Genomic DNA, 19096 nt, shown 5'->3' with positions numbered 1-19096 from the left:
ACTTTTCTTTCGTTTGCCGACAATTTCAGCAAATCGCTGATTTTATGGCAAATTCGCGTTGAAATTACACAGCAAAATGCGCCGCCCGCAGGCGGCGCGCAGGATCAGAACAGTACGGAGTAGTTCAGACCAAAGGTACGTCCGCGGCCTTTATAGGTATACAGCCCCGGCGCACCGTAGGTTGGGCTATACAGCCCCGGCGCGCGCTGGCCCCAGGCGGTGGTGTAGTCTTTGTCCAACAGGTTTTCCACGCTGAAGCTGACCTTACCCACCGGCAGGGCGTAGCTGCCCAGGAAGTCGACCGTGTTATAGCCATCGATCTTCTTGCCGTCGGAGTCTGACACGTCAAAGGTTTGCGTGCTCTGCACGCGCAGGGTCCAGTCGCCCGGCGCCCAGTTGACCCAGGCGCTGGCTTTCGACGGGCTGGCGCTGTCGACCGTCAGCTTCTCCCATTTCCCGTTTTCGCGGGTTTCAGACTTGATAGCGTTAAAGTTCGCGCCGGTGCTCCAGTCGCTGTCAGTGAAGAAATAGTCCACCTGACCTTCCACCCCGTAGATACGACGCTTGTCGTCTTCCAGGTTGATGGTCATATCCGTCTTGTTGATGGTGATGGTTTTATCCGAGAGCGAGTAATACGCCGCGACCTGCGTGCGCAGGTTATCGCCGGTGTAGCGCCAGCCCAGCTCATAAGCGTTAACCTTGATACCGTCCAGCGTCGAATCGTTCACGTTGACGCTGTTCAGCAGGCGATAGTGACCGTTGCTGAGCTGATAGGTGCCGGAGCCGTAGTACTTCGCCAGGTCCGGAATTTCGAAGCCCTGGGAGAAGTTAAACCACAGCTGCTGCTGTTCGGTCAGGCGGCCGAGGATCCCGGCGTTAAACAGGAAGTTGTTGTAATCGGTTTTCCCACCCGGCACCGCATCGGCGGAGGTAGCTTTCCCGGTGGCGATGGCCTGCTGCTGGGCGTAACCGACAAAGTCGTCCACCTTGTTCTCGGTGTACTGATAACGCACGCCGCCGCTCAGGGTGATGGCGTCAATGTCGTAGCTGGCCTGCAGGAACGGGGCGAGGTTGGTGATGCTGTAGCCCGGGTAACGGCCCACGTTGTAGACGTTATCCAGCTCCATGCCGCCGCTCGCCGCAGCCTTGCTCAGGTTAAAGAACTGCTGGTTGGCATCGAAGGTTTCGTGGTCGGCATCCACACCCCAGGTCAGCGTTAAATCGTCCACCGGTTTGCTGTTCAGCGTCAGCTTGCCGCCGTAAAAATCGGTTTTCTGCTGGGACGCGCCGATGCTGCTCACCACGCCTTTGGTCAGGGTTGGGAACGGATAGTAGGTCAGGCTCTCGTCGCGATAGTAAATCTGCGCGACCAGATCCTGTCCCCAGAAGTCGGTATTGGAGTACTGCAGGTTGATCAGATGGCGTTCGGTACCCGGCACGCGGTCAGAGTCCAGGTTACCTTTGTTGTAGGCGGTCGCATCCCCCGTTACCGCCGAGAAGTTCTTCCCGAGATACAGCCCATGCTTGCCGTCGGACTCGCTCTTGTAGTACTGGGTCGTCAGCTGCAGCTGCTGACGATCGTCAATGTTGATGGTGCCTGTTCCCATCACATCAATACGGTCGGAATACTGGAGGCCGGTCTGGGTGTTATCAATGATCACCTCGTCGCCGTTGCCGTCATACCAGCCGCCGTAGCGCTGATACGACACCGACAGACGGCCGGAGGCATTGTCGTTGCCGCCGCTTACCGCTGCCGACACGTTCTCATCGTGATCGTTATGGCTGTTAAACCCGCTTTTTGCCCCGGTCTGGAACTCAACTTCGGTCTCCGGCTGGCCCTTTTTGGTGACGATGTTCACCAGACCACCGGTGCTGCCGCCGCCGTAGAGCGAGGTGGCGCCGGAGATCACTTCGATACGGTCAATGTTGAACGGATCGATAGAGTCCAGCTGGCGGCTGTCGCTGCGGGACGAGTTCAGGCGAACGCCGTCCACCATCACCATCATGGAGCGGCCGCGCAGGTTCATGCCGTAGTTAGTACGGCCCTGGCTGCTGACGTCCATGCCCGGGATCAGCTGCGCCAGCACTTCTTTAATCTCTTTCCCGCCCTGAACCTGCTGCTCAATTTCAGCTCGCTCGATGACCCAGGTGGTCTGCGCCATCTCGGCCACGCTGCGGTGCGCACGGCTGGCGGAGACCACGATATTTTCTTCCTTTTGTTCTTCCGCCCACGCAGAGGTAGAAAGCATTGCAAGCAAACAAGGATTTAAAACCCAAAGATGAGAACGTTTCATTGTTATGTTGACCCTGATTGTGTGTGTCAGTACTCGGTGGTTTTTGCTAATGATTTAAAAACCGGGCTGTTCTCCGGGCTGGTGGTGCTTCGCCAGTGGATAACGCCAGGGGTGGTAGCCAGCTCAAACGGCTCGTCGGCGTGCGCGCGATTCAGAATGCGCGCCGCGCGCCAGGCCATCAGGCTGAGCTGGGGTTCGGCAATGCCGAGACGGTGCATCCCGGCGTTCACGGCGAACAGGCGGTTGCTCTGCGGACCGTCCCATTCCAGAGTGAAATCATTGTTAATGCAGAAGGCTTCGTCCGTGTCCAGATGCAGGCGGTGAGACAGCGGTGCCAGGAACGCGGGCTGCACGGCGCGGTAGCCGGTGGCGAAAATCACCACGTCGCTCTCCAGCTGCTCGCGGCCGCCGTCGAGGTGATGCTGAATGCTCAGGCGATGTCCGTTTTCCTGGCGCGTCAGGGCCGTCACCGAGCGGGACGGCATCAGGTGCGCCCAGGGTTTTTCACGCAGCACTTCGAAGCGGTGGTACATGGCGCGGTAAATCGCCAGCAGGGACTCGGTGGTGATGCCGTCGGAGGTCATCTTCTGCTCGTGCAGCATCTGACGTCGGGCCTCTTCGCCCAGCGTGGAGAAGCTGTCCACGTACTCCGGCGTGAAATACTCGTTGGCAAAGGCGGCTTCATCCAGCGCGTTGTAGTTATTACGGCGCGATACCCAGTTCAGGCTCAGCGGCTGCCCCCATTCGCCGCGGAAGATATTCAGGAACAGGTCGGCCCCGCTCTGGCCGCCGCCGACGACGGTGACGCGCTTGCCGGTGAGATCCGGCGTGCGCAGCATCATCTCGCTGGCGTGGAAGCAGGTATCGTCCTGCGTCGTAACGCAGTCAGGCAGGTTGATCTGTTTGCCAATACCCACGCAGACGTGCCGCGCCAGGAAGCGGTCGCGCTGGGTCACCACCTCAAACAGGCCGCTTTTCTCATCAAAGCTCACCTGCTGCACCTGCTGGCTAAAGGCCAGGTTGGTGAGGTTATCCGCCGCCCAGCACAGATAGTCCGCAAACTCCTCGCGGGAAACGGTGCGCTGCTCGGTGGTCAGGAAGCGATAGAACTTTTTGCGCTGCACCAGGTAGTTCAGGAAGCTGTGGCGGTTGGTCGGCTCCACGGCGCTGACCAGATCCTTCAGGAAGCTGGTCTGCATGTGGCAGTCCGGCACCATCATTCCCGGGTGCCAGGAGAAGTGCGGTTTACGCTCAAGGAACAGCGAGCTAAAGCCGTCCAGCCCTTCGGCCAGAGCGGCGATGCTGAGGTTAAACGGGCCAATACCAATGCCGATGAAATCATAGGTTTTCATTGCGCTGACTCCCGGGAGGCGAGAAAAAGAGGGTTATCAAGATCGGTGACATAGTTCGGCAGCATGCGGCTGCCGCCGTCGTGTTCGGAGAAGGTCAGTTTGACCGGGTTGAGGATCACGCGAATAATCTGCGGCTTGAAGAGATCGAATTTGGCGAAGCGCTCTGCCAGATCCGGGTGCGCCGCCATATACTCCCGTAAAACTCCGGCCAGAATCTGGTAGAAATGCGTTTCGCTCACGCCGCATTGCAGGGTGAGGCGCGAGATAAAGCGCAGCACCGTCACAAAGTTGCCGGTTTGCAGGTCGTGAATGATGTAATCCGCGCTCAGGCGCGCCGTGACGGCCTTCACCTGCTCCGGCAGGCTCTGGGCCTGCGGGAAATCCTCATCAACCAGGCGCATATCGCCCTGGAAATCTTTCAGCAGGATGCGCTGCGGGACGTAATCCTTCATCACCAGCGTCACGTTCTGGCCGTGGGCGATCAGCGCCACGCCGTAGCGGCAGAGCAGGTGATAGAACGGGATCAGCGTTGCCTCAAACAGCTTTTCCAGCCATGCGTCGGCGCTTAGCCCCGAGCGTTTAATCCACGCGTCGATCAGCGGGCGCCCGGCATTGTCGGTTTCCATCAGCGCGGCCATCAGCACCGCCTGTTCACCGTCTTCTAAATAACAGGACGGATTCTCGCGCCAGATCACCCCCAGCATCTCCTGATAGCGGTAGGGCGCTTTCGGCAATGCGGCATAGCCCGGATGCGACAGATAGCCGGCAGCGGGTTCGCCAAGCACCTGCGCGCCAGAGCGGGCAAGCGTGGCGTCGGTGGCAAACTGCTGCTGAAGCCAGCGCGAGGCCAGCGGCCCGGCGGCAATGTATTTGCCCGGAATGCCGCGATAGCAGGAGGTGTTGTAGATGGTCAGCGGAAGCTTGATGTCATACGGAGCGCGACGGCTGGCGTTGGTGAGCGTGCGCAGGGACTGCTGCGCCAGATACTCGTCGCCAAATTCGCCCAGTTCAACCATCTCTCCGCGCGCCAGCTGTGCCAGGAAATGAATGGCGATCTTCTGCTGCCACTGCCACGGGTGCAGCGGCACCGGCAGCCAGGCGTCGTTGAGACCCAGCGCCTGCCAGCGGGCGTCAAAGCGGGCGCGCTCGGCGTTGTCCATGGCGCTCGCCAGCAGAGTGTGAATGTCGCAATCCGCGTCGCTGCTCCAGACCAGATGCTCCCGCTGAACGGCAACCCAGTGCAGACGAAAACGTCCGCGATACTCGGGCGCGTACTGACGCAGCGCGTCCAGGCCCCAGCCGCGGCGACCTTTGTTGAAAATAAACTTCGGGTGACCGCTCATCAGACACTGTAATTCGTCCGGGTCGAGGTGGATCAGCGCGTCCGCGTCCAGCGCTTCACGCGCCTGCAGCAGCTGCATGTCGCCGCGCAGCGTGGCGTAGAGATCTTCCATGTGCTCTGCCGTTTGCGCGTCGCTCATCTCCAGCACCGTCGACAGCTGCAGCAGCGCGCGTTCCGCTTCGACGGCATCGCCGCTGGCGGCGATCAGGCTGTCCGGGTCGATATGCAGCCAGCCCCAGATCCCGCGCGCGGCGCGAAACTGCCAGGACTCGGTGCCCATAGTGATGCGCCAGCCGTCTGACGAAACCGGCTCAGCGCGCAGGGTGCGTTCATACTCCAGCTCGGCGAGGATCTTCGCCACCATCTCGCGGTTCACTTTTTCCCACAGCGCGTTCACAGGCCCACCTCGCTGAAGAAGCGGTGACGCTGGCTCATGATGAGACGCGAGCGCTTGTGCGGGAAGTCGAACTCTTTCACCGTCTCGAAACCGGCGGAGGCCAGATGGCGGAACAGGCGCTGGTTGTCGAAGCGCGGCTCGGCCACGATGCGCGCGGTGCGCGGTTCATCGAGATAAAGATAATGGCTCAGGCCGCGCAGCCAGCTGCGGATGTACTGCGCGCCGCGCCAGTTCTCTTCGCCCACCAGCATGTGCAGCCCGCGGTCAAACGGCTGCCAGCGGTAGTGGCGGCCAATGCGGTCTTCGGGCGCCCAGTAGAGCTCAAAATAGCCGAACGGCTGGTCGTCGAAGCAGCCGATAACCGGGTAACAGTAGGTTGAGTCAAGCTGACGGCGCAGGTAGCTTTCCTGCTCGGCCTGCGGGCCCGCCATCTCCCAGAAGGCGTTCACGCGCGGGTTATTCATCCATTGGGTAAAGCGCTCGCCGTCCAGCGCCACGTCGACCACGCGGAAGCTGAGGATGCGCTTAATTTGCGGATCGTAACGGCGGTACACTTCGCCCTGCGGGCGGTGAGGGCGCAGCGGGAAATACAGCTGACGGCTATCATCAAACTGCATTCCGCCGTTCGCCTGCGGACGCTCGCCTTTCAGCCACAGCGGCAGCTGCCAGAAGGCATCGCGCGCCAGATAATCCCCGTGGGCAAGGCTAAACAGCGCCTGCGCCTGGGGTTCATCCTGCCAGCTTGCCCACGGCAGGGTAATGCCGGTCAGCGCCGGTGCGGCAACAAATAGCTGATCCAGAGCTTCAACCAGCCAGCCGTCCGGGATCCCCTTCAGACGCTCCAGCACCGCGCTGCCGTCGAGACCCAACGCCAGCGGCAGCGCGCGATCCGTTGCGGTGCAGCGAAAGCCGTAGCCGGAATGGACGATATTCGCGATTGCCATTACGCCTTCTCCTTGTAAAACGGGTTGCTAAAGTCGAAATAGATCACCGCCGGATCGGCGATGGTGTTTTCATTGCGATCGTGCAGGTAGCAGAAGAAGTTGCCTTTGCAGTTCCAGGTCGGGCTGTCGAGCACGTAGTCGAGGCAGCGGGTCTGCTTTGCCGTGCGGCGCAGTTCGGCCAGCGCGTCGCGCACTCGGGACATCAGGTTCTCCTCGCTGTCAAAACCGGCAGCGGCGAGGGCGGCGGTGACGGCAAGGGTAGAGTTCAGCAGCAGGTAATAAGGGAAGTAGCGCAGCAGCTGGCTCTCACCGAAGCGGTTTTCCACCTCCGTTTCGCCCGCCTCTTTCAGCCACGCGTCGGCCCCTTCGGTCCACGCGCTGCCCTGGCAGTCGCGGTAGATCAGCCCGACGGGGAAATCCTGCTGCATCTCAACGAGGATATTTTGCTGGTGCGCCAGCAGGACCAGACCGTAGTCCGCCTCGGCGCTGAACAGCGGGAGCAACACGCGGTCGCAATAGGCGTCCAGCCAGCAGCGGGCGGCCTGGGCGAGCGGTAAATCCAGACGCTGGCTCAGACGGCGCACCGCGGAAGCCAGCAGGCTGTCGCCGCCGTCCGGCGCGGCCTGGGTCAGGCTCACCAGCACGTTAGTCTGGGTGTCTGGCGTATCGAACAGCAGATTGACGCGCAGGGCCATCAGGCTCTCTTCCTGAATAACGCCGCTCTCGTCACGCAGCCCCGCCCAGCCGTCCTCCTGCATCACGCGCATGGTCGGGTAGCGTGCCTGTAAATCTTGCCAGCGTTCCGTTTTCGCCAGGCGCGCCAGGCGCATTCCGCGCTTAACTTCTTTGACCGACAGCGTGCGCACGGAGTTGGTCAGGCGCACGCTGAGGGAGAACTTAATCATGTCGCTGTTGGTTTCGCTGTACAGCGAACGCGACGAGCTGGTAGGCAGCCACTGCGCGCCCGCTTCGCCCAGGTCCTGCAATGAACCGTTTTCCGCCAGACGCTGACACCAGTCCTGCTCCAGCAGATAGTCGGCCTGCCACGGATGCATCGGCAGCAGCCAGCGGGTGTCGGTGAAGTGGCCGAGCAGCTCAGGCGCGCTCTGGGCCGCGAAGCGCAGCAGACGCTCGCGCAGGGAGACGTTCAGGCTGTCGCCGGCAACGAGCGTACTCTCAACGGCAAACCAGCGCAGCGGGAAGCGGGAGGCGAAATCGGGCAGATAGCGACGCGCCTCGGTTTCGTTGAACGGCTCGTGCGACTTCGGTGCAGGGTGAAACGCGTGGCCGACCAGCAGCGCCTGTTCCGCGTCGGCAAACGTCAGCGGCTTATCGCGCAGGTTTGCCCAGCTGTGGCGCAGATCGATCGCCTGCCAGGTGTGCGCATGGCTTTCCAGAACGCGCTGCTTAAAACGCGCCAGCGTATCGGCATCCAGCGAGCCTTTAACTGATGGTTTTTCAAGAATTAAATCAACCAGTTGGTCAAATGTGACGGCGTCACCGTCATCACTGTTGCTCTGAATAAGCGTTGCCGGGAAACGGTACTGATGATGCTGGGTGGGAGAGAAATAGCGTACCGGAACACGAAGCGCCTGGGTTTGGGACAGCGGGATATGAATGTTCGGTAACGCATCCGCAGCGGTAGCGGGGAGATAGCGCCAGTCCTTCGTTTCGCGCAATAGGGCGTTTAAAAAACACTGGGCTGCAACGTCTGTACCGGCAGAGCGGGGCAGAGCACGCATAGATGTACCTCATTCCATGATTGATAATAATTCTCGTTATGATATTCATTCTGTTTACAGTCGCAACCATTTTTGCAATATTTGTTTTCATAAACTTCATGATTTCCACACATTTATTGACACTATGTTCACATTCTCATGCGCGCTGACTCAGAAACATTGACCGAAAACGTCACCTCAAAAGCCAACTGGCCCCTGGCGTTATGTGCGGGTTTATTAGGTATCGGGCAAAACGGCCTGCTGGTGATGCTCCCGCAGCTGGTGACCCTGACCGGGCTGTCGCTCTCGGTCTGGGCCGGTCTGCTGATGTTCGGATCCATGCTCTTTTTACCGGCCTCGCCCTGGTGGGGACGCCAGAGCGAGCGGCGGGGATGTAAGGCCGTGATGCTGGCCTCGCTGAGCGGCTATCTGGCCAGTTTCGCCGTCATGGCGCTGGTGGTCTGGGCGATGGCGGCCGGAAGGCTGGATACCGTCTGGGGACTGGCGGGACTGATTCTTTCGCGTCTGCTTTACGGACTGACGGTGTCGGGGCTGGTGCCTGCGGCCCAGACGTGGGCTATTCAGCGTGCGGGGCTGGAGAAAAGAATGGCGGCGCTGGCGACGATAAGCTCCGGCCTCAGCTGCGGACGTTTGCTCGGCCCGCCGCTGGCGGCGCTGATGCTCAGCGTCAGCCCGGTGGCGCCGCTCTGGCTAATGGCGATCGCGCCGTTAATCGCGCTGCTGCTGGTGCTTCGCGAAGCCGCAGACCCGCCGCTGCCGCCGGTGGCGCACCAGGCGACCCGCCTGCAGGCCTCGATGCTGCCGTTCCTGCTGCTGGCGCTGCTGCTGGCGGCGCTGGTGAGCCTGATGCAGCTTGGCCTGTCACCGCATCTTAGTCCCCTGCTGGAGGGCAACGCCCGGGAGATCAGCCATCATGTTGCGCTTCTGCTGAGCCTGGCCGCGCTGGCCACGCTCGCGGCGCAGTTTCTGGTGGTCCGCCCGCAGCATTTCACCCCGGTGACGTTGCTCTGCATCGCGGCGGTGCTGATGGTGGCCGGGCTTGGGCTGATGACCGTCGCGGGTTTAACGCTGTTCTACGTGGGGATTGTTATCACTTCACTCGGGGCAGCGATGGCCACGCCGGGCTACCAGCTTCTGCTGAACGACAGGCTGACCACCGGGAAAGGCGCGGGCGTTATCGCCACCAGCCACACGTTAGGCTACGGCGTCAGCGCGCTGCTGGTGCCCGTGGTGACGCGCTTTTACGGCGAGCAGTCTTTGACGGTGGCCGCGTGGGGAATGGCAGTGCTGTTTTTAGCGTTGAGCATAGGGGTACGCTCAAGCGAGCGGCCCCCTTCTGAAAAGCCTTAATGGATCTGGCGGGAGGAATGGCCGCCAGACTCCTCATTTTGCCGTAGACGCTGGAGCGGATCCTGCTGATAAAACTGGCAGAAACGCTGCCACAGCGCCGGGAAACGGGGCGCGAAGAGCTCGGGCGCGCTGAAGAAATATTCCGACAGCACCGCAAAGCACTCGGCCGGGTCGGTTGCCGCATAGGCGTCAATGCTGGCCGCGCTTTCGCCCACCAGGTCTATTTCATCCTGAATGTTATCCATCGCCGCGTGCAGATCGTGCTCCCAGCCCGCCACCTCGCGAAGCGGGATCAGCGGAACTCCGCTGGCGCGATCGCCGTTGCGGGTATCGAGCTTATGCGCCACTTCATGGATAACCAGATTAAAACCGGACGCATCGAACGAGTCCTGAATGTCGAGCCAGTTCAGGATAATCGGCCCCTGCTGCCAGCTTTGTCCGGACTGCACCACGCGCTGGTTGTGCACCAGCCCGATATCGTCCTGCCATTCGTCATCCACCACGAACGGCGCGGGATAGATAAGGACCTCGTGGAAACCGTCCAGCCACTCAATGCCGAGCTCAAGCACCGGCAGACAGAAAAGCAGGGCGATGCGCGCGTTTTTCAGGGGATCGAGTTCGAAACCCTGCAGTGGAACCAGACGTTTTTGCTGTAAAAAACGATCCGCCAGCTGAACCAGTTTCGCTTGTTCATCCGGCTTAAGATTAGCCAGAACAGGGATCGTCAGCGCGTCATCCCATGGCAGCGCCATATCCCGGCCAGCTTCATTCGTTTTCCAGGGCCACTTTATCATCGCTTTGCTCGCAAACTCGTCACTTGAACAAAAATGGGAAAGTCAGGTTTGGTTAAGATGCCAGAAAATCGCTCACTGCGACAATTCCAGCCTGAATAAACTATCATTCGTACGTAGCGGTGGGTAGCGGTTTACGGGCATCACCTTCATTTTGTGAAGTCTGTCGTAGCCTTAACCCACAGGTTCAGTGAAGAAATCAGTACGGTATTGAAAAGATGAGCGATTTCAAAGGTAACAAGCAGAGCCTGCCCAGCCGTGCGTGCGCGCACTGCCAGCGGCCCATGACGTGGCGCAAGAAATGGGCGAAATGCTGGGATGAGGTCAAATACTGTTCCGAGCGCTGTCGCAGGAGCCACCGTTGACCGAACTGCGCCTGATCCTCGGCGATCAGCTTAATCCGCACCACAGCTGGTTTGATGCCTGCAATCCAAATGTCATTTACGTGATGCTGGAGCTGCGGGCAGAAACCGCTTACGTGCTTCATCACGCTCAGAAAGTGATCGCCATTTTTGCGGCCATGCGCGCGTTTGCCACTGCGTTAAAGGAGAAGGGGCATCGGGTGAGGTATGTCCGGCTCTCTGACGACTCAAACCGCGGCGCGCTGGAAGACAATCTCAACGCGCTTGTCGCGCATTATGGCGCCAACAGGGTGATATGGCAGGAGCCCGACGAATGGCGCCTGGATACGCAGCTGCAGGCGTGGGCGAAAGCGGCGTCCGTCGAAACGGCCTGCGTCAGCAGCGAGCATTTCTTCACTACCCGTGAACAGGTGAGCGCGTTTTTTGCGACGCGCAAAAGCTGGCGAATGGAGTACTTTTACCGGGAAATGCGTCGTCAGCACGGCGTACTGTTGACTTCTGAAGGCGAGCCGGAAGGGGGGAAATGGAATTATGATGCCGAAAACCGCAAACGCTGGTCCGGCGAGCCGCCCGCACCGGAGGATTCGCGTCCCAGCCACGATTATTCAGCCTTATGGGCGGAGATCCAGCGCTGCGGCGTAAAGACCTTCGGCGAACCGCAGGCCGGGAATTTTCGCTGGCCGCTCAACCGTTCGGAAGCCAAAGCCGGGCTGGATGAATTTATCGCTCACGTGCTCCCCCAGTTCGGCGTCTGGCAGGACGCGATGAACGCTGAGGAACCTTTTCTTTTCCACTCGTTAATTTCATTCGCGCTGAACACCAAAATGCTTAATCCGCGGGAAGTGGTAGCTGCCGCCCAGCAGGCATGGCGTTCGGGCCATGCGCCGCTGCCTGCCGTTGAAGGGTTTATCCGACAAATTCTCGGCTGGCGGGAGTACGTGCGTGGGATCTACTGGTCGCAGATGCCGGGCTATCGGGAGCTGAATGCCTTAGACCAGCACGCCCCGCTGCCGGACTGGTTCTGGACCGGCAAGACGCAGATGCGCTGCCTGGCGGATGCCGTTGGACAGTCGCTCACCGAGGCTTACGCCCACCATATCCAGCGCCTGATGGTCATCGGGAACTTTAGCCTGCTCAGCGGCCTGTCGCCGCAGGCGGTTCATGAATGGTATCTGGGGGTCTACATTGATGCCTTTGAATGGGTAGAGCTGCCCAATACCCTCGGGATGAGCCAGTTTGGCGATGGCGGATTGCTGGCCAGTAAGCCCTACGTTTCGAGCGCGTCGTACATTCACAAGATGAGTAATTACTGTCAGGGGTGCCGGTATCAGCACACCCAGCGTACCGGAGCGCTGGCGTGCCCCTTCAATGCCCTTTACTGGGATTTCTTTGCGCGCAACCAGGCGCGTCTGGGTAACAATCCCCGCCTGGGCATCATCTTTAAACAGCTTGCGGACATGAAGGAAGAGGAGCGGCAGGCCATTGCCGATCGCGCCGGGTATGTTCGCCTGCATCTCAACGAGCTCTGACGTATTTCAACACCACGCCGGTTGCGGTGGGTCAATAAGACGCTATTATTTTTGACTTTGTTGCGTATTCCCCGACAGGACATCCAGACGCTATGCCCGTGAATTTTGACCTTAACGATCTTTATGCTTTCAGAGCGTTAGTGGAATACGGTAACTTCCGTGTCGCTGCTGAATCTATCTGCTTATCCCAGTCGGCGCTGAGCCGCAGGATTGAAAAACTGGAAGCCGCGCTGGGAAACCGACTGTTTGACCGTACCACCCGCCGCGTGGCCTTAACGTTATACGGGCAAAACTTTGCTGAACGCTCCGCGCAGCTGCTCGACAACGTTGAGTCAATGCTGGCGGATGTCGATAAGGTCAGCGAAGAGCGGACGGGGCTGATCACGGTTGCCACGGTCCCTTCCGCCGCCTGTTACTTTATGCCCGATGTGATCCGTCGTTTTCAGTCTCGCTATCCGCGCGTTCGCATTAAGCTCATCGACAGCAGCGCGGGGAATGTGATTGACGCCGTGGCCCGAAGCCAGGCGGATTTTGGCATCAGCTTCGCAGGAAACCTGCCGTCTGACATCGAATTTTTCCCGCTGGTGGAGGATGTTTATGTTGCGGCGTGCCGAAAGGATCACCCGCTGGCGCAGAAGAGTCATCTGACGTGGCAGGCCTTTTACCAGCAGGATTATATCTCCCTCGATAAAACGTCAGGTAACCGTAACCTGCTCGATCGGATGCTGGGGGATATCGTTCCCGAACGCCCCAGCGTCTGCGAAACGCGCCACGTTACCACGATGCTCGGTATGGTAGAGGCGGGGATCGGCATTGCTGCCGTTCCCGCCATGTCGATGCCGACGTCAGAGCACACGCTGCTGACGCATCTGCCGCTGGTGGCGCCGGAAGTGAAACGCACCGTGGGGCTTATCCGGCGCCGGGGGCGCATCCAGTCCTACATTGCGGCTGAACTGGAAAAACAGATCACCGAGCAGTATCGCCGGACGTAACGGGGATCATTCCCGTCTTCTTGATGACGCCCCTGGAGGGCGGTGAGGCGAGATAGGTTAGCAGCGCTTTCCCCTCCGCGGGATATTCTGCGTGACGGGTGACCGCACCCGCGAAGCGCGTGATGTACTGCAGATTATCCGGGATTTTCCCGATAAAGGTGACGCCCTGAACCGGCAGCAGCTCGCTCACCTGCTGGAAACCGACGGCGTATTTTCCTTTCGCCACTTCTGAGGCGACCGGGATACGCTCGACCATTGTCGCTTTATCCGCCACTTCCTTTTCAATCCCCAGCTTTTTGAACAACGTCTGGCTGACGTACCTGCCGCTGGCGCTGTCAGAGTAGGCGATGGAGCTGGCCTGCAGCAGCGTTTTACGTAGAGCCGCCTCGCTGCTGATATCAGGGACATCCGCCCCTTTTTTCACCACCATGCCAACGGGGGAGTCCGCGAGTTCGGTTCGCGAACCCGTCCGGGTCTGGCCGGCTTTTTCGAGCTTCTCCAGCGCATCGCCCACCATAATCACCACGTCGGCTTTCTCGCCGCGCGCCAGTCGGTTTGGGATCGCCTGCGGCGTAGCGCCCATTGAGGGGCCGGGGATAATCACGATTTTATCCCCGGTCCGGCGTTCATAGTCCGGGGCCAGCTTTTCCAGGGCGGCCTTGAAGCCGCCTGAAATCATGACCTTCACGTCCTGGGCACAGGCATTAACGCTCAGAAGCGCCAGCACCAGCGCGCTGGCGGTAAAGCGATAGGTGCGTTTCATACTGCCCCCTGTGACTTAACGGTGTTTTGCAGCGATACCGCGCGGCGGCGGTAGAGGTAGAGCGTGGCCAGCAGGGCACACACGGCGGCGAAACTCATCCAGTAGCCAGGCGAGGCTTTGTCACCGGTGTATTCAATCAGCGCGGTGGACATGACCGGGGTAAAGCCGCCAAAGACCGCCGTTGCCAGGCTGTAAGCCAGAGAGAACCCCGCCACGCGCACTTCAGCAGGCATAATCTCCGTCAGGGCCGGGATCATCGCGCCGTTGTACAGGCCGTAGAGGAAGGAGAGCCACAGCAGCACGATCAGCATCATGGAGAAGCTGGGCGCGCTCGCCAGAAGCGTCAGGGCAGGGTAGCTGGTCGCCAGCGCAAGCAGGGCCATGGCAATCAGCACCGGCTTGCGCCCGAAGCGATCCGACAGCGCGCCGCCGACCGGCAGCCAGATGAAGTTAGAAATCGCCACCAGCAGCGTGACCAGCAGGCTGTCCGAGGCGCTGAGCATCAGCACCTTTTTGCCAAAAGTGGGGGCGTAGACGGTGATCAGGTAGAACGCGGTGGTGGTCATCGCCACCATCAGCATGCCTGCGACCACCACCTGCCAGTTGCCGAGCAGCGTTTTAAAGACCTGACGCATCTCCAGATGCTGGCGGCGCGCGCTGAACTCTTCCGTCTCCTCCAGCTTGCGGCGCAGGAAAAAGATAAACGGCACGATTAAGCAGCCGAACAGGAACGGGATGCGCCAGCCCCATTCGCGAATGGCGCTCTCCTCCATCAGGGCATTCAGGGCAAAGCCCATCGCCGCGGCGACCATAATGGCGACCTGCTGGCTGCCGGACTGCCAGCTGGTGTAAAACCCTTTGCGGCCCGGCGTGGCGATTTCAGCCAGATAAACCGAGACGCCTCCAAGCTCCGCACCGGCGGAAAAGCCCTGCAGCAGACGGCCCGTCAGCACCAGCAGCGGCGCCCACAGACCGATGCTTTGATAAGAGGGGATAAGCACGATCAGGAACGTCCCCGCCGCCATGATGGAAAGCGTGACGATTAGCCCCTTTCTGCGTCCCACCTTGTCGATATATGCGCCAAGCACGATGGCGCCTATTGGACGCATCAAAAAGCCCGCGCCGAAGACGGCGAAGGTCATCATCAGCGACGCAAATTCACTGCTTGCCGGGAAGAACGTGTGGGCGATGTAGGTGGCATAGAAGCCGAAAAGAAAGAAATCGAACTGCTCAAGAAAGTTGCCGGACGTCACGCGAAGTATGGCGCCCGCTTTCGAGCGTACGGTTGCAGGTGAGGTTGAGGAAAACATGGTTATCTCCAGTTTATTGTTGACGTTTTACGCGTCTGTTTTTGAAAACTGGATCAGGATGAGGAAATAGATAAGCGCAAATGCCGCATCGGCTGATGCACTTTTTGCATGAATAGCCTTCGCGGGATAAATACAATTAATGACAACAATAACTTAACAATTTATTGATTTTTTATTCACCACCTTTTGCTAAGTGGCTGATATCACGGTTTTGTGACATGACGCAGACGCATGTCTTTCTGCGACTGCCGGGCAGCGTTGCGCCACCCGGCCTGTCTCAACCTAGCGCTGTGAACAACCCGCGCACTGTTTGTTCTGGATCTGCTGGAAGAAATCGTTGCCTTTGTCATCCACCAGGATAAACGCCGGGAAGTTCTCGACTTCAATTTTCCAGATGGCTTCCATTCCCAGCTCCGGATATGCGACGCATTCCAGGCTCTTAATGCTGTTTTGCGCCAGCACCGCCGCCGGGCCGCCAATGCTGCCCAGGTAGAAGCCGCCGTGTTTATGACAGGCGTCGGTTACCTGCTGGCTGCGGTTGCCTTTCGCCAGCATGATCATGCTCGCGCCGTGGGATTGCAGTAAGTCCACATACGAGTCCATACGGCCAGCCGTGGTCGGGCCGAGTGAGCCAGACGCGTAGCCTTCCGGCGTTTTGGCTGGGCCTGCGTAGTAGATCGGATGGTCTTTAACGTACTGCGGCAGTTCTTCACCGTTGTCGAGCAGCTCTTTCAGCTTCGCGTGGGCAATATCGCGCGCCACGATGATGGTACCGTTCAGCGACAGGCGGGTAGAAACCGGGTGCGCGGAAAGCTGCGCCAGGATCTCATTCATCGGCTTGTCCAGATTGATGCTCACCACGTCGCCTTCGCCCTGCTGACGCAGTGATTCAGGAATATACTGGCCCGGGTTGTGCTCCAGCTTCTCAATCCAGATCCCGTCGCGGTTGATCTTCGCTTTGATGTTGCGGTCTGCGGAGCAGGAGACGCCCATGCCGATCGGGCAGGAGGCGCCGTGGCGCGGCAGGCGGATCACGCGGATATCGTGGGCGAAGTATTTACCGCCGAACTGCGCGCCGAGGCCGAGGTTCTGCGCTTCCTGGAGCAGTTCCTTTTCGAGCTGAACGTCGCGGAACGCCTGGCCGTGTTCATTACCCTCCGTCGGCAGCGCGTCGTAGTAGCGCGTGGAAGCGAGCTTCACGGTTTTCAGCGTGGCTTCCGCTGACGTACCGCCAATCACAAACGCGATATGGTAAGGCGGGCAGGCCGCAGTGCCCAGGGTGCGCATCTTCTCAACCAGGTAGTTTTTCAGCTTCGCCGGGGTGATCAGCGCTTTGGTTTCCTGATAGAGGTAGGTTTTGTTGGCAGAACCGCCGCCTTTTGCCATGCACAGGAATTTGTATTCGTCCCCGTCCACGCTGTAGAGATCGATCTGCGCGGGCAGGTTGGTGCCGGTATTCACCTCTTTATACATGTCCAGCGCCGCATTCTGCGAGTAGCGCAGGTTATCTTCAATGTAGGTGTTATACACGCCCTGGCTCAGCGCCGCTTCGTCACCGCCGCCGGTCCAGACGCGCTGGCCTTTTTTGCCCATGATGATAGCAGTGCCGGTATCCTGGCAGGTTGGCAGCACGCCTTTTGCGGCAATTTCAGAGTTACGCAGGAACTGCAGGGCAACGTATTTGTCGTTCTGGCTGGCTTCCGGGTCGTTGAGAATGGCGGCAACCTGCTTCTGATGGGAAGGACGCAGCATAAACGCGGCATCGTGGAAGGCCTGCTGCGCCAGCAGGGTCAGGGCTTCCGGCTCCACTTTCAGCACTTCCTGACCGTCGAATTCGGCAACGGAGACGTGCTCTTTGGTCAGCAGGTAGTATTCGGTGTCGTCATGCGAAAGAGGGAAGGGGTTCTGATAAAAAAACGGTTTATTCGACATAGTATTGCTCCACAAAAATAAAACCGCCGGAGGAGAAGTCCGGCGGTCAGGAATCAGAACATCATGGACATCCACGGATAACCAATCAGCAGCAGGGCCGCCAGGAAGATGGCACCGAAGATGGTGCCGAGGCGCCAGTAGTCTTTGGTTGGCAGGTAGCCGCTACCGTAATAAATCGGGCTTGGTCCAGTACCGTACGGGGTGATGATCCCCATCACGCCCAGCGAAGTCACCATCAGCAGAACGAACACTTCCATATTCATGCCGGGGATGGTGGAGGCGATGGTCAGCATCGCTGGCAGCAGCGCCGTGGTGTGCGCGGTGGTGCTGGCAAACAGGTAGTGCAGCAGGTAGAACGCCAGCAGCAGGACGACGGTTGCCACGCCCGGAGAGATACCGCTCATCAACAGACCGCCTTCTTTACCTAACCAGCTGATAAAGCCGGTAGAGGAGAGGCCATCCGCCAGTGCCACCAGGGTAGCGAACCAGACGAAGGTGTTCCATGCGGCCTTGTTACCGGTGATATCGTTCCACTCCAGCACGCCGGTCCACAGCATCAGACCGACGATGAGCAGGGCCGCCATGGCAGGCTCAATCCACGCGGCGGCGAAGATCCACATCAGCAGAGCACAGCAAACGAACACCAGCAGCAGAATTTCGTTGCGGGACAGTTTGCCGAGTTTTTCCAGCTCGCGGGTCGCCCACAGCGGCACTTCGTTATTCACTTTGACTTCAGGTGGGTAGAACCAGTAGGCCAGCAGCGGCATGGTCAGAATCAGCAAGATACCCAGCGGCAGGAAGGCGAGGAACCAGGTGCCCCAGGAGATATCAATCCCAACCGTACTTTTCACCAGCGCCAGGGCCAGCAGGTTTGGCGCGAGGGCGGAGAGGAACATTGAGCTGGTGATACAGGCCGCGGTGATCGCCACCCACATCAGGTATGAACCAATCTTACGCGCGCTTGGGTCATTCGGTTTTGAACCGTACAGCGGCGGCAGGTTAGCGATAATCGGGTAGATGGTCCCGCCGCTGCGCGCGGTGTTGGACGGGGTGAACGGTGCCAGCAGCAGGTCCGCAAACGTAATGGCGTAACCGAGCGTCAGGCTGCGACGGCCGAGGTACTTCACCAGAATCAGCGCCAGACGGCGGCCGAAGCGGGTTTTGTCATAGCCTGCGGCGAACATAAAGGCACCGAAAATCAGCCAGACGGTAGAGTTACCAAACCCGCTCACCGCCCATTTAAAGGAGGCGCCCGCCAGTTTGAATTTCGGGTCAGCCAGCTGATCGGGGCTGAACAGCACCCACTGGCTGCACAGGGCGATGGCGACCACGCCGGTCAGGCCGATCACCGCACCCGGCAGCGGTTCGAAGATCAGACCGACGATCACGCCGACAAAGATGGCGAAGTAGTGCCATGCGTAAGGCGGCAAGCCTTCAGGAACGGGAACAAACAGCAGCAGTACGGCGACGATGACGGGTAGCGCCATCATCAGCAATCGTTTTGCGTTTCCATTTGATGCCTGGTTCGCCACAGGGGGCGTTACAGCAGTTTTTGTATTCATAGTTTCACGTCTTAAGTTGTCAAAAATTCGGTCACAATGAAAAAGCACTTTATTTAGTTTCTTTGCTTTTTTTAGTTATTAAAGGTGCTTTCTTGTATTTTCAGTAATAGCGATTTAACGCGTTTTCGTGTGCGCTAAATTAAAAAATGATGATGTTTTTATATTGCGCTTTTGAATGCCATAACTATTGATCGCGATCAAAAAAATAGAATTACAGCGTTATTTTTATGCTTTTATTAATAACCACTCTGGCGTATGTGGTTATTGCCTGTTTTTGGCATATTTTTTATCATTTTTTTAACATGTAAGATTGTGGTGTGTTTTTATCGCATTGTTTTTATTAATCTTAAGTTTGTTTTGGTGAATTGGTTTTACCATTAATCATTTAACGAATTTTAAATTATTGTGAATGGCTGAATTACAATCGCTAACAC

Annotated in this window: 14 protein-coding genes; 4 read left to right on the top strand and 10 right to left on the bottom strand. The window is 58.8% G+C overall.

All coding sequences use genetic code 11. The annotated features are described in order from the left end of the window. Positions 1-104: 104 nt before the first annotated feature. From INF68_RS21975 to INF68_RS21955, 5 genes are read right to left on the bottom strand one after another with little or no spacing between them, the layout of a single operon-like run. Positions 105-2294, bottom strand: a complete 2190-nt coding sequence (locus tag INF68_RS21975) for a TonB-dependent siderophore receptor (protein WP_109845237.1) — start codon at positions 2292-2294, stop codon at positions 105-107. A gap of 26 nt (positions 2295-2320) precedes the next feature. Then, positions 2321-3646 carry a lysine N(6)-hydroxylase/L-ornithine N(5)-oxygenase family protein gene (locus tag INF68_RS21970; RefSeq protein WP_126786460.1) on the bottom strand — a complete coding sequence of 442 codons (1326 nt, stop codon included), beginning with the start codon at positions 3644-3646 and terminating at the stop codon, positions 2321-2323. Further along, positions 3643-5385 carry an IucA/IucC family siderophore biosynthesis protein gene (iucC, locus tag INF68_RS21965; protein WP_126786459.1) on the bottom strand — a complete coding sequence of 581 codons (1743 nt, stop codon included), beginning with the start codon at positions 5383-5385 and terminating at the stop codon, positions 3643-3645. Before iucC ends, INF68_RS21970 begins: the two co-directional genes overlap by 4 nt. After that, positions 5382-6329: a GNAT family N-acetyltransferase gene (locus INF68_RS21960; RefSeq protein WP_126786458.1), complete on the bottom strand. Its 948-nt coding sequence runs from the start codon at positions 6327-6329 to the stop codon at positions 5382-5384. Before INF68_RS21960 ends, iucC begins: the two co-directional genes overlap by 4 nt. After that, positions 6329-8071: an IucA/IucC family siderophore biosynthesis protein gene (locus tag INF68_RS21955; RefSeq protein WP_126786457.1), complete on the bottom strand. Its 1743-nt coding sequence runs from the start codon at positions 8069-8071 to the stop codon at positions 6329-6331. The genes INF68_RS21960 and INF68_RS21955 overlap by 1 nt, the downstream gene beginning before the upstream one ends. A gap of 138 nt (positions 8072-8209) precedes the next feature. Between INF68_RS21955 and INF68_RS21950 the strand changes: the two genes are divergently transcribed. After that, entirely contained in the window at positions 8210-9421 is a 1212-nt protein-coding gene (locus INF68_RS21950; protein WP_126786456.1) for an MFS transporter, read from the top strand. Here INF68_RS21950 and mtfA read toward each other — a convergent pair. Beyond that, positions 9418-10215 (bottom strand): DgsA anti-repressor MtfA, encoded by a 798-nt coding sequence (gene mtfA, locus INF68_RS21945; protein WP_023312333.1) that lies wholly within the window; start codon positions 10213-10215, stop codon positions 9418-9420. The two genes, INF68_RS21950 and mtfA, sit on opposite strands and share 4 nt — an antisense overlap. A 215-nt stretch (positions 10216-10430) precedes the next feature. Here mtfA and INF68_RS21940 point away from each other — a divergent pair, with 215 nt between their 5' ends. From INF68_RS21940 to INF68_RS21930, 3 genes are all read left to right on the top strand, one after another. After that, positions 10431-10577: a DUF2256 domain-containing protein gene (locus INF68_RS21940; RefSeq protein WP_065454001.1), complete on the top strand. Its 147-nt coding sequence runs from the start codon at positions 10431-10433 to the stop codon at positions 10575-10577. After that, positions 10574-12103, top strand: coding sequence for a cryptochrome/photolyase family protein (locus INF68_RS21935; RefSeq protein ID WP_126786455.1), 1530 nt, complete (start codon positions 10574-10576; stop codon positions 12101-12103). Before INF68_RS21940 ends, INF68_RS21935 begins: the two co-directional genes overlap by 4 nt. 92 nt (positions 12104-12195) lie before the next feature. After that, positions 12196-13095, top strand: a complete 900-nt coding sequence (locus tag INF68_RS21930) for a LysR family transcriptional regulator (protein WP_023312331.1) — start codon at positions 12196-12198, stop codon at positions 13093-13095. Here the strand turns inward: INF68_RS21930 and INF68_RS21925 are convergent. The 4 genes from INF68_RS21925 to INF68_RS21910 all read right to left on the bottom strand — a co-directional run bounded on the left by INF68_RS21925 (position 13070) and on the right by INF68_RS21910 (position 18662). After that, positions 13070-13858: a substrate-binding domain-containing protein gene (locus tag INF68_RS21925; protein ID WP_126786454.1), complete on the bottom strand. Its 789-nt coding sequence runs from the start codon at positions 13856-13858 to the stop codon at positions 13070-13072. The two genes, INF68_RS21930 and INF68_RS21925, sit on opposite strands and share 26 nt — an antisense overlap. Beyond that, positions 13855-15168: an MFS transporter gene (locus INF68_RS21920; protein WP_045356692.1), complete on the bottom strand. Its 1314-nt coding sequence runs from the start codon at positions 15166-15168 to the stop codon at positions 13855-13857. Before INF68_RS21920 ends, INF68_RS21925 begins: the two co-directional genes overlap by 4 nt. A gap of 282 nt (positions 15169-15450) precedes the next feature. Beyond that, entirely contained in the window at positions 15451-17100 is a 1650-nt protein-coding gene (gene fumA, locus INF68_RS21915) for a class I fumarate hydratase FumA (RefSeq protein ID WP_109845229.1), read from the bottom strand. A 53-nt stretch (positions 17101-17153) separates the two neighbouring features. Further along, positions 17154-18662: an anion permease gene (locus INF68_RS21910; protein ID WP_072196639.1), complete on the bottom strand. Its 1509-nt coding sequence runs from the start codon at positions 18660-18662 to the stop codon at positions 17154-17156. Positions 18663-19096: the final 434 nt, after the last annotated feature.

Origin of the sequence: Enterobacter cloacae complex sp. P16RS2, assembly GCF_014982155.1 — a bacterium.
In the GTDB taxonomy this organism is placed as follows: Bacteria; Pseudomonadota; Gammaproteobacteria; order Enterobacterales; family Enterobacteriaceae; genus Enterobacter; species Enterobacter cloacae_M.
The sequence above is the reverse complement of the archived record's forward strand: the minus strand, read 5'-3'. Positions and strand labels throughout refer to the sequence as shown.

What these genes read in the sequence shown, in the direction of transcription:
- INF68_RS21975 (WP_109845237.1), bottom strand. Translation starts at nt 2,294, where the DNA reads ATGAAACGTTCTCATCTTTGGGTTTTAAATCCTTGTTTGCTTGCAATG.
- INF68_RS21970 (WP_126786460.1), bottom strand. Translation starts at nt 3,646, where the DNA reads ATGAAAACCTATGATTTCATCGGCATTGGTATTGGCCCGTTTAACCTC.
- INF68_RS21960 (WP_126786458.1), bottom strand. Translation starts at nt 6,329, where the DNA reads ATGGCAATCGCGAATATCGTCCATTCCGGCTACGGCTTTCGCTGCACC.
- INF68_RS21955 (WP_126786457.1), bottom strand. Translation starts at nt 8,071, where the DNA reads ATGCGTGCTCTGCCCCGCTCTGCCGGTACAGACGTTGCAGCCCAGTGT.
- INF68_RS21950 (WP_126786456.1), top strand. Translation starts at nt 8,210, where the DNA reads ATGCGCGCTGACTCAGAAACATTGACCGAAAACGTCACCTCAAAAGCC.
- mtfA (WP_023312333.1), bottom strand. Translation starts at nt 10,215, where the DNA reads ATGATAAAGTGGCCCTGGAAAACGAATGAAGCTGGCCGGGATATGGCG.
- INF68_RS21940 (WP_065454001.1), top strand. Translation starts at nt 10,431, where the DNA reads ATGAGCGATTTCAAAGGTAACAAGCAGAGCCTGCCCAGCCGTGCGTGC.
- INF68_RS21930 (WP_023312331.1), top strand. Translation starts at nt 12,196, where the DNA reads ATGCCCGTGAATTTTGACCTTAACGATCTTTATGCTTTCAGAGCGTTA.
- INF68_RS21925 (WP_126786454.1), bottom strand. Translation starts at nt 13,858, where the DNA reads ATGAAACGCACCTATCGCTTTACCGCCAGCGCGCTGGTGCTGGCGCTT.
- INF68_RS21920 (WP_045356692.1), bottom strand. Translation starts at nt 15,168, where the DNA reads ATGTTTTCCTCAACCTCACCTGCAACCGTACGCTCGAAAGCGGGCGCC.
- fumA (WP_109845229.1), bottom strand. Translation starts at nt 17,100, where the DNA reads ATGTCGAATAAACCGTTTTTTTATCAGAACCCCTTCCCTCTTTCGCAT.
- INF68_RS21910 (WP_072196639.1), bottom strand. Translation starts at nt 18,662, where the DNA reads ATGAATACAAAAACTGCTGTAACGCCCCCTGTGGCGAACCAGGCATCA.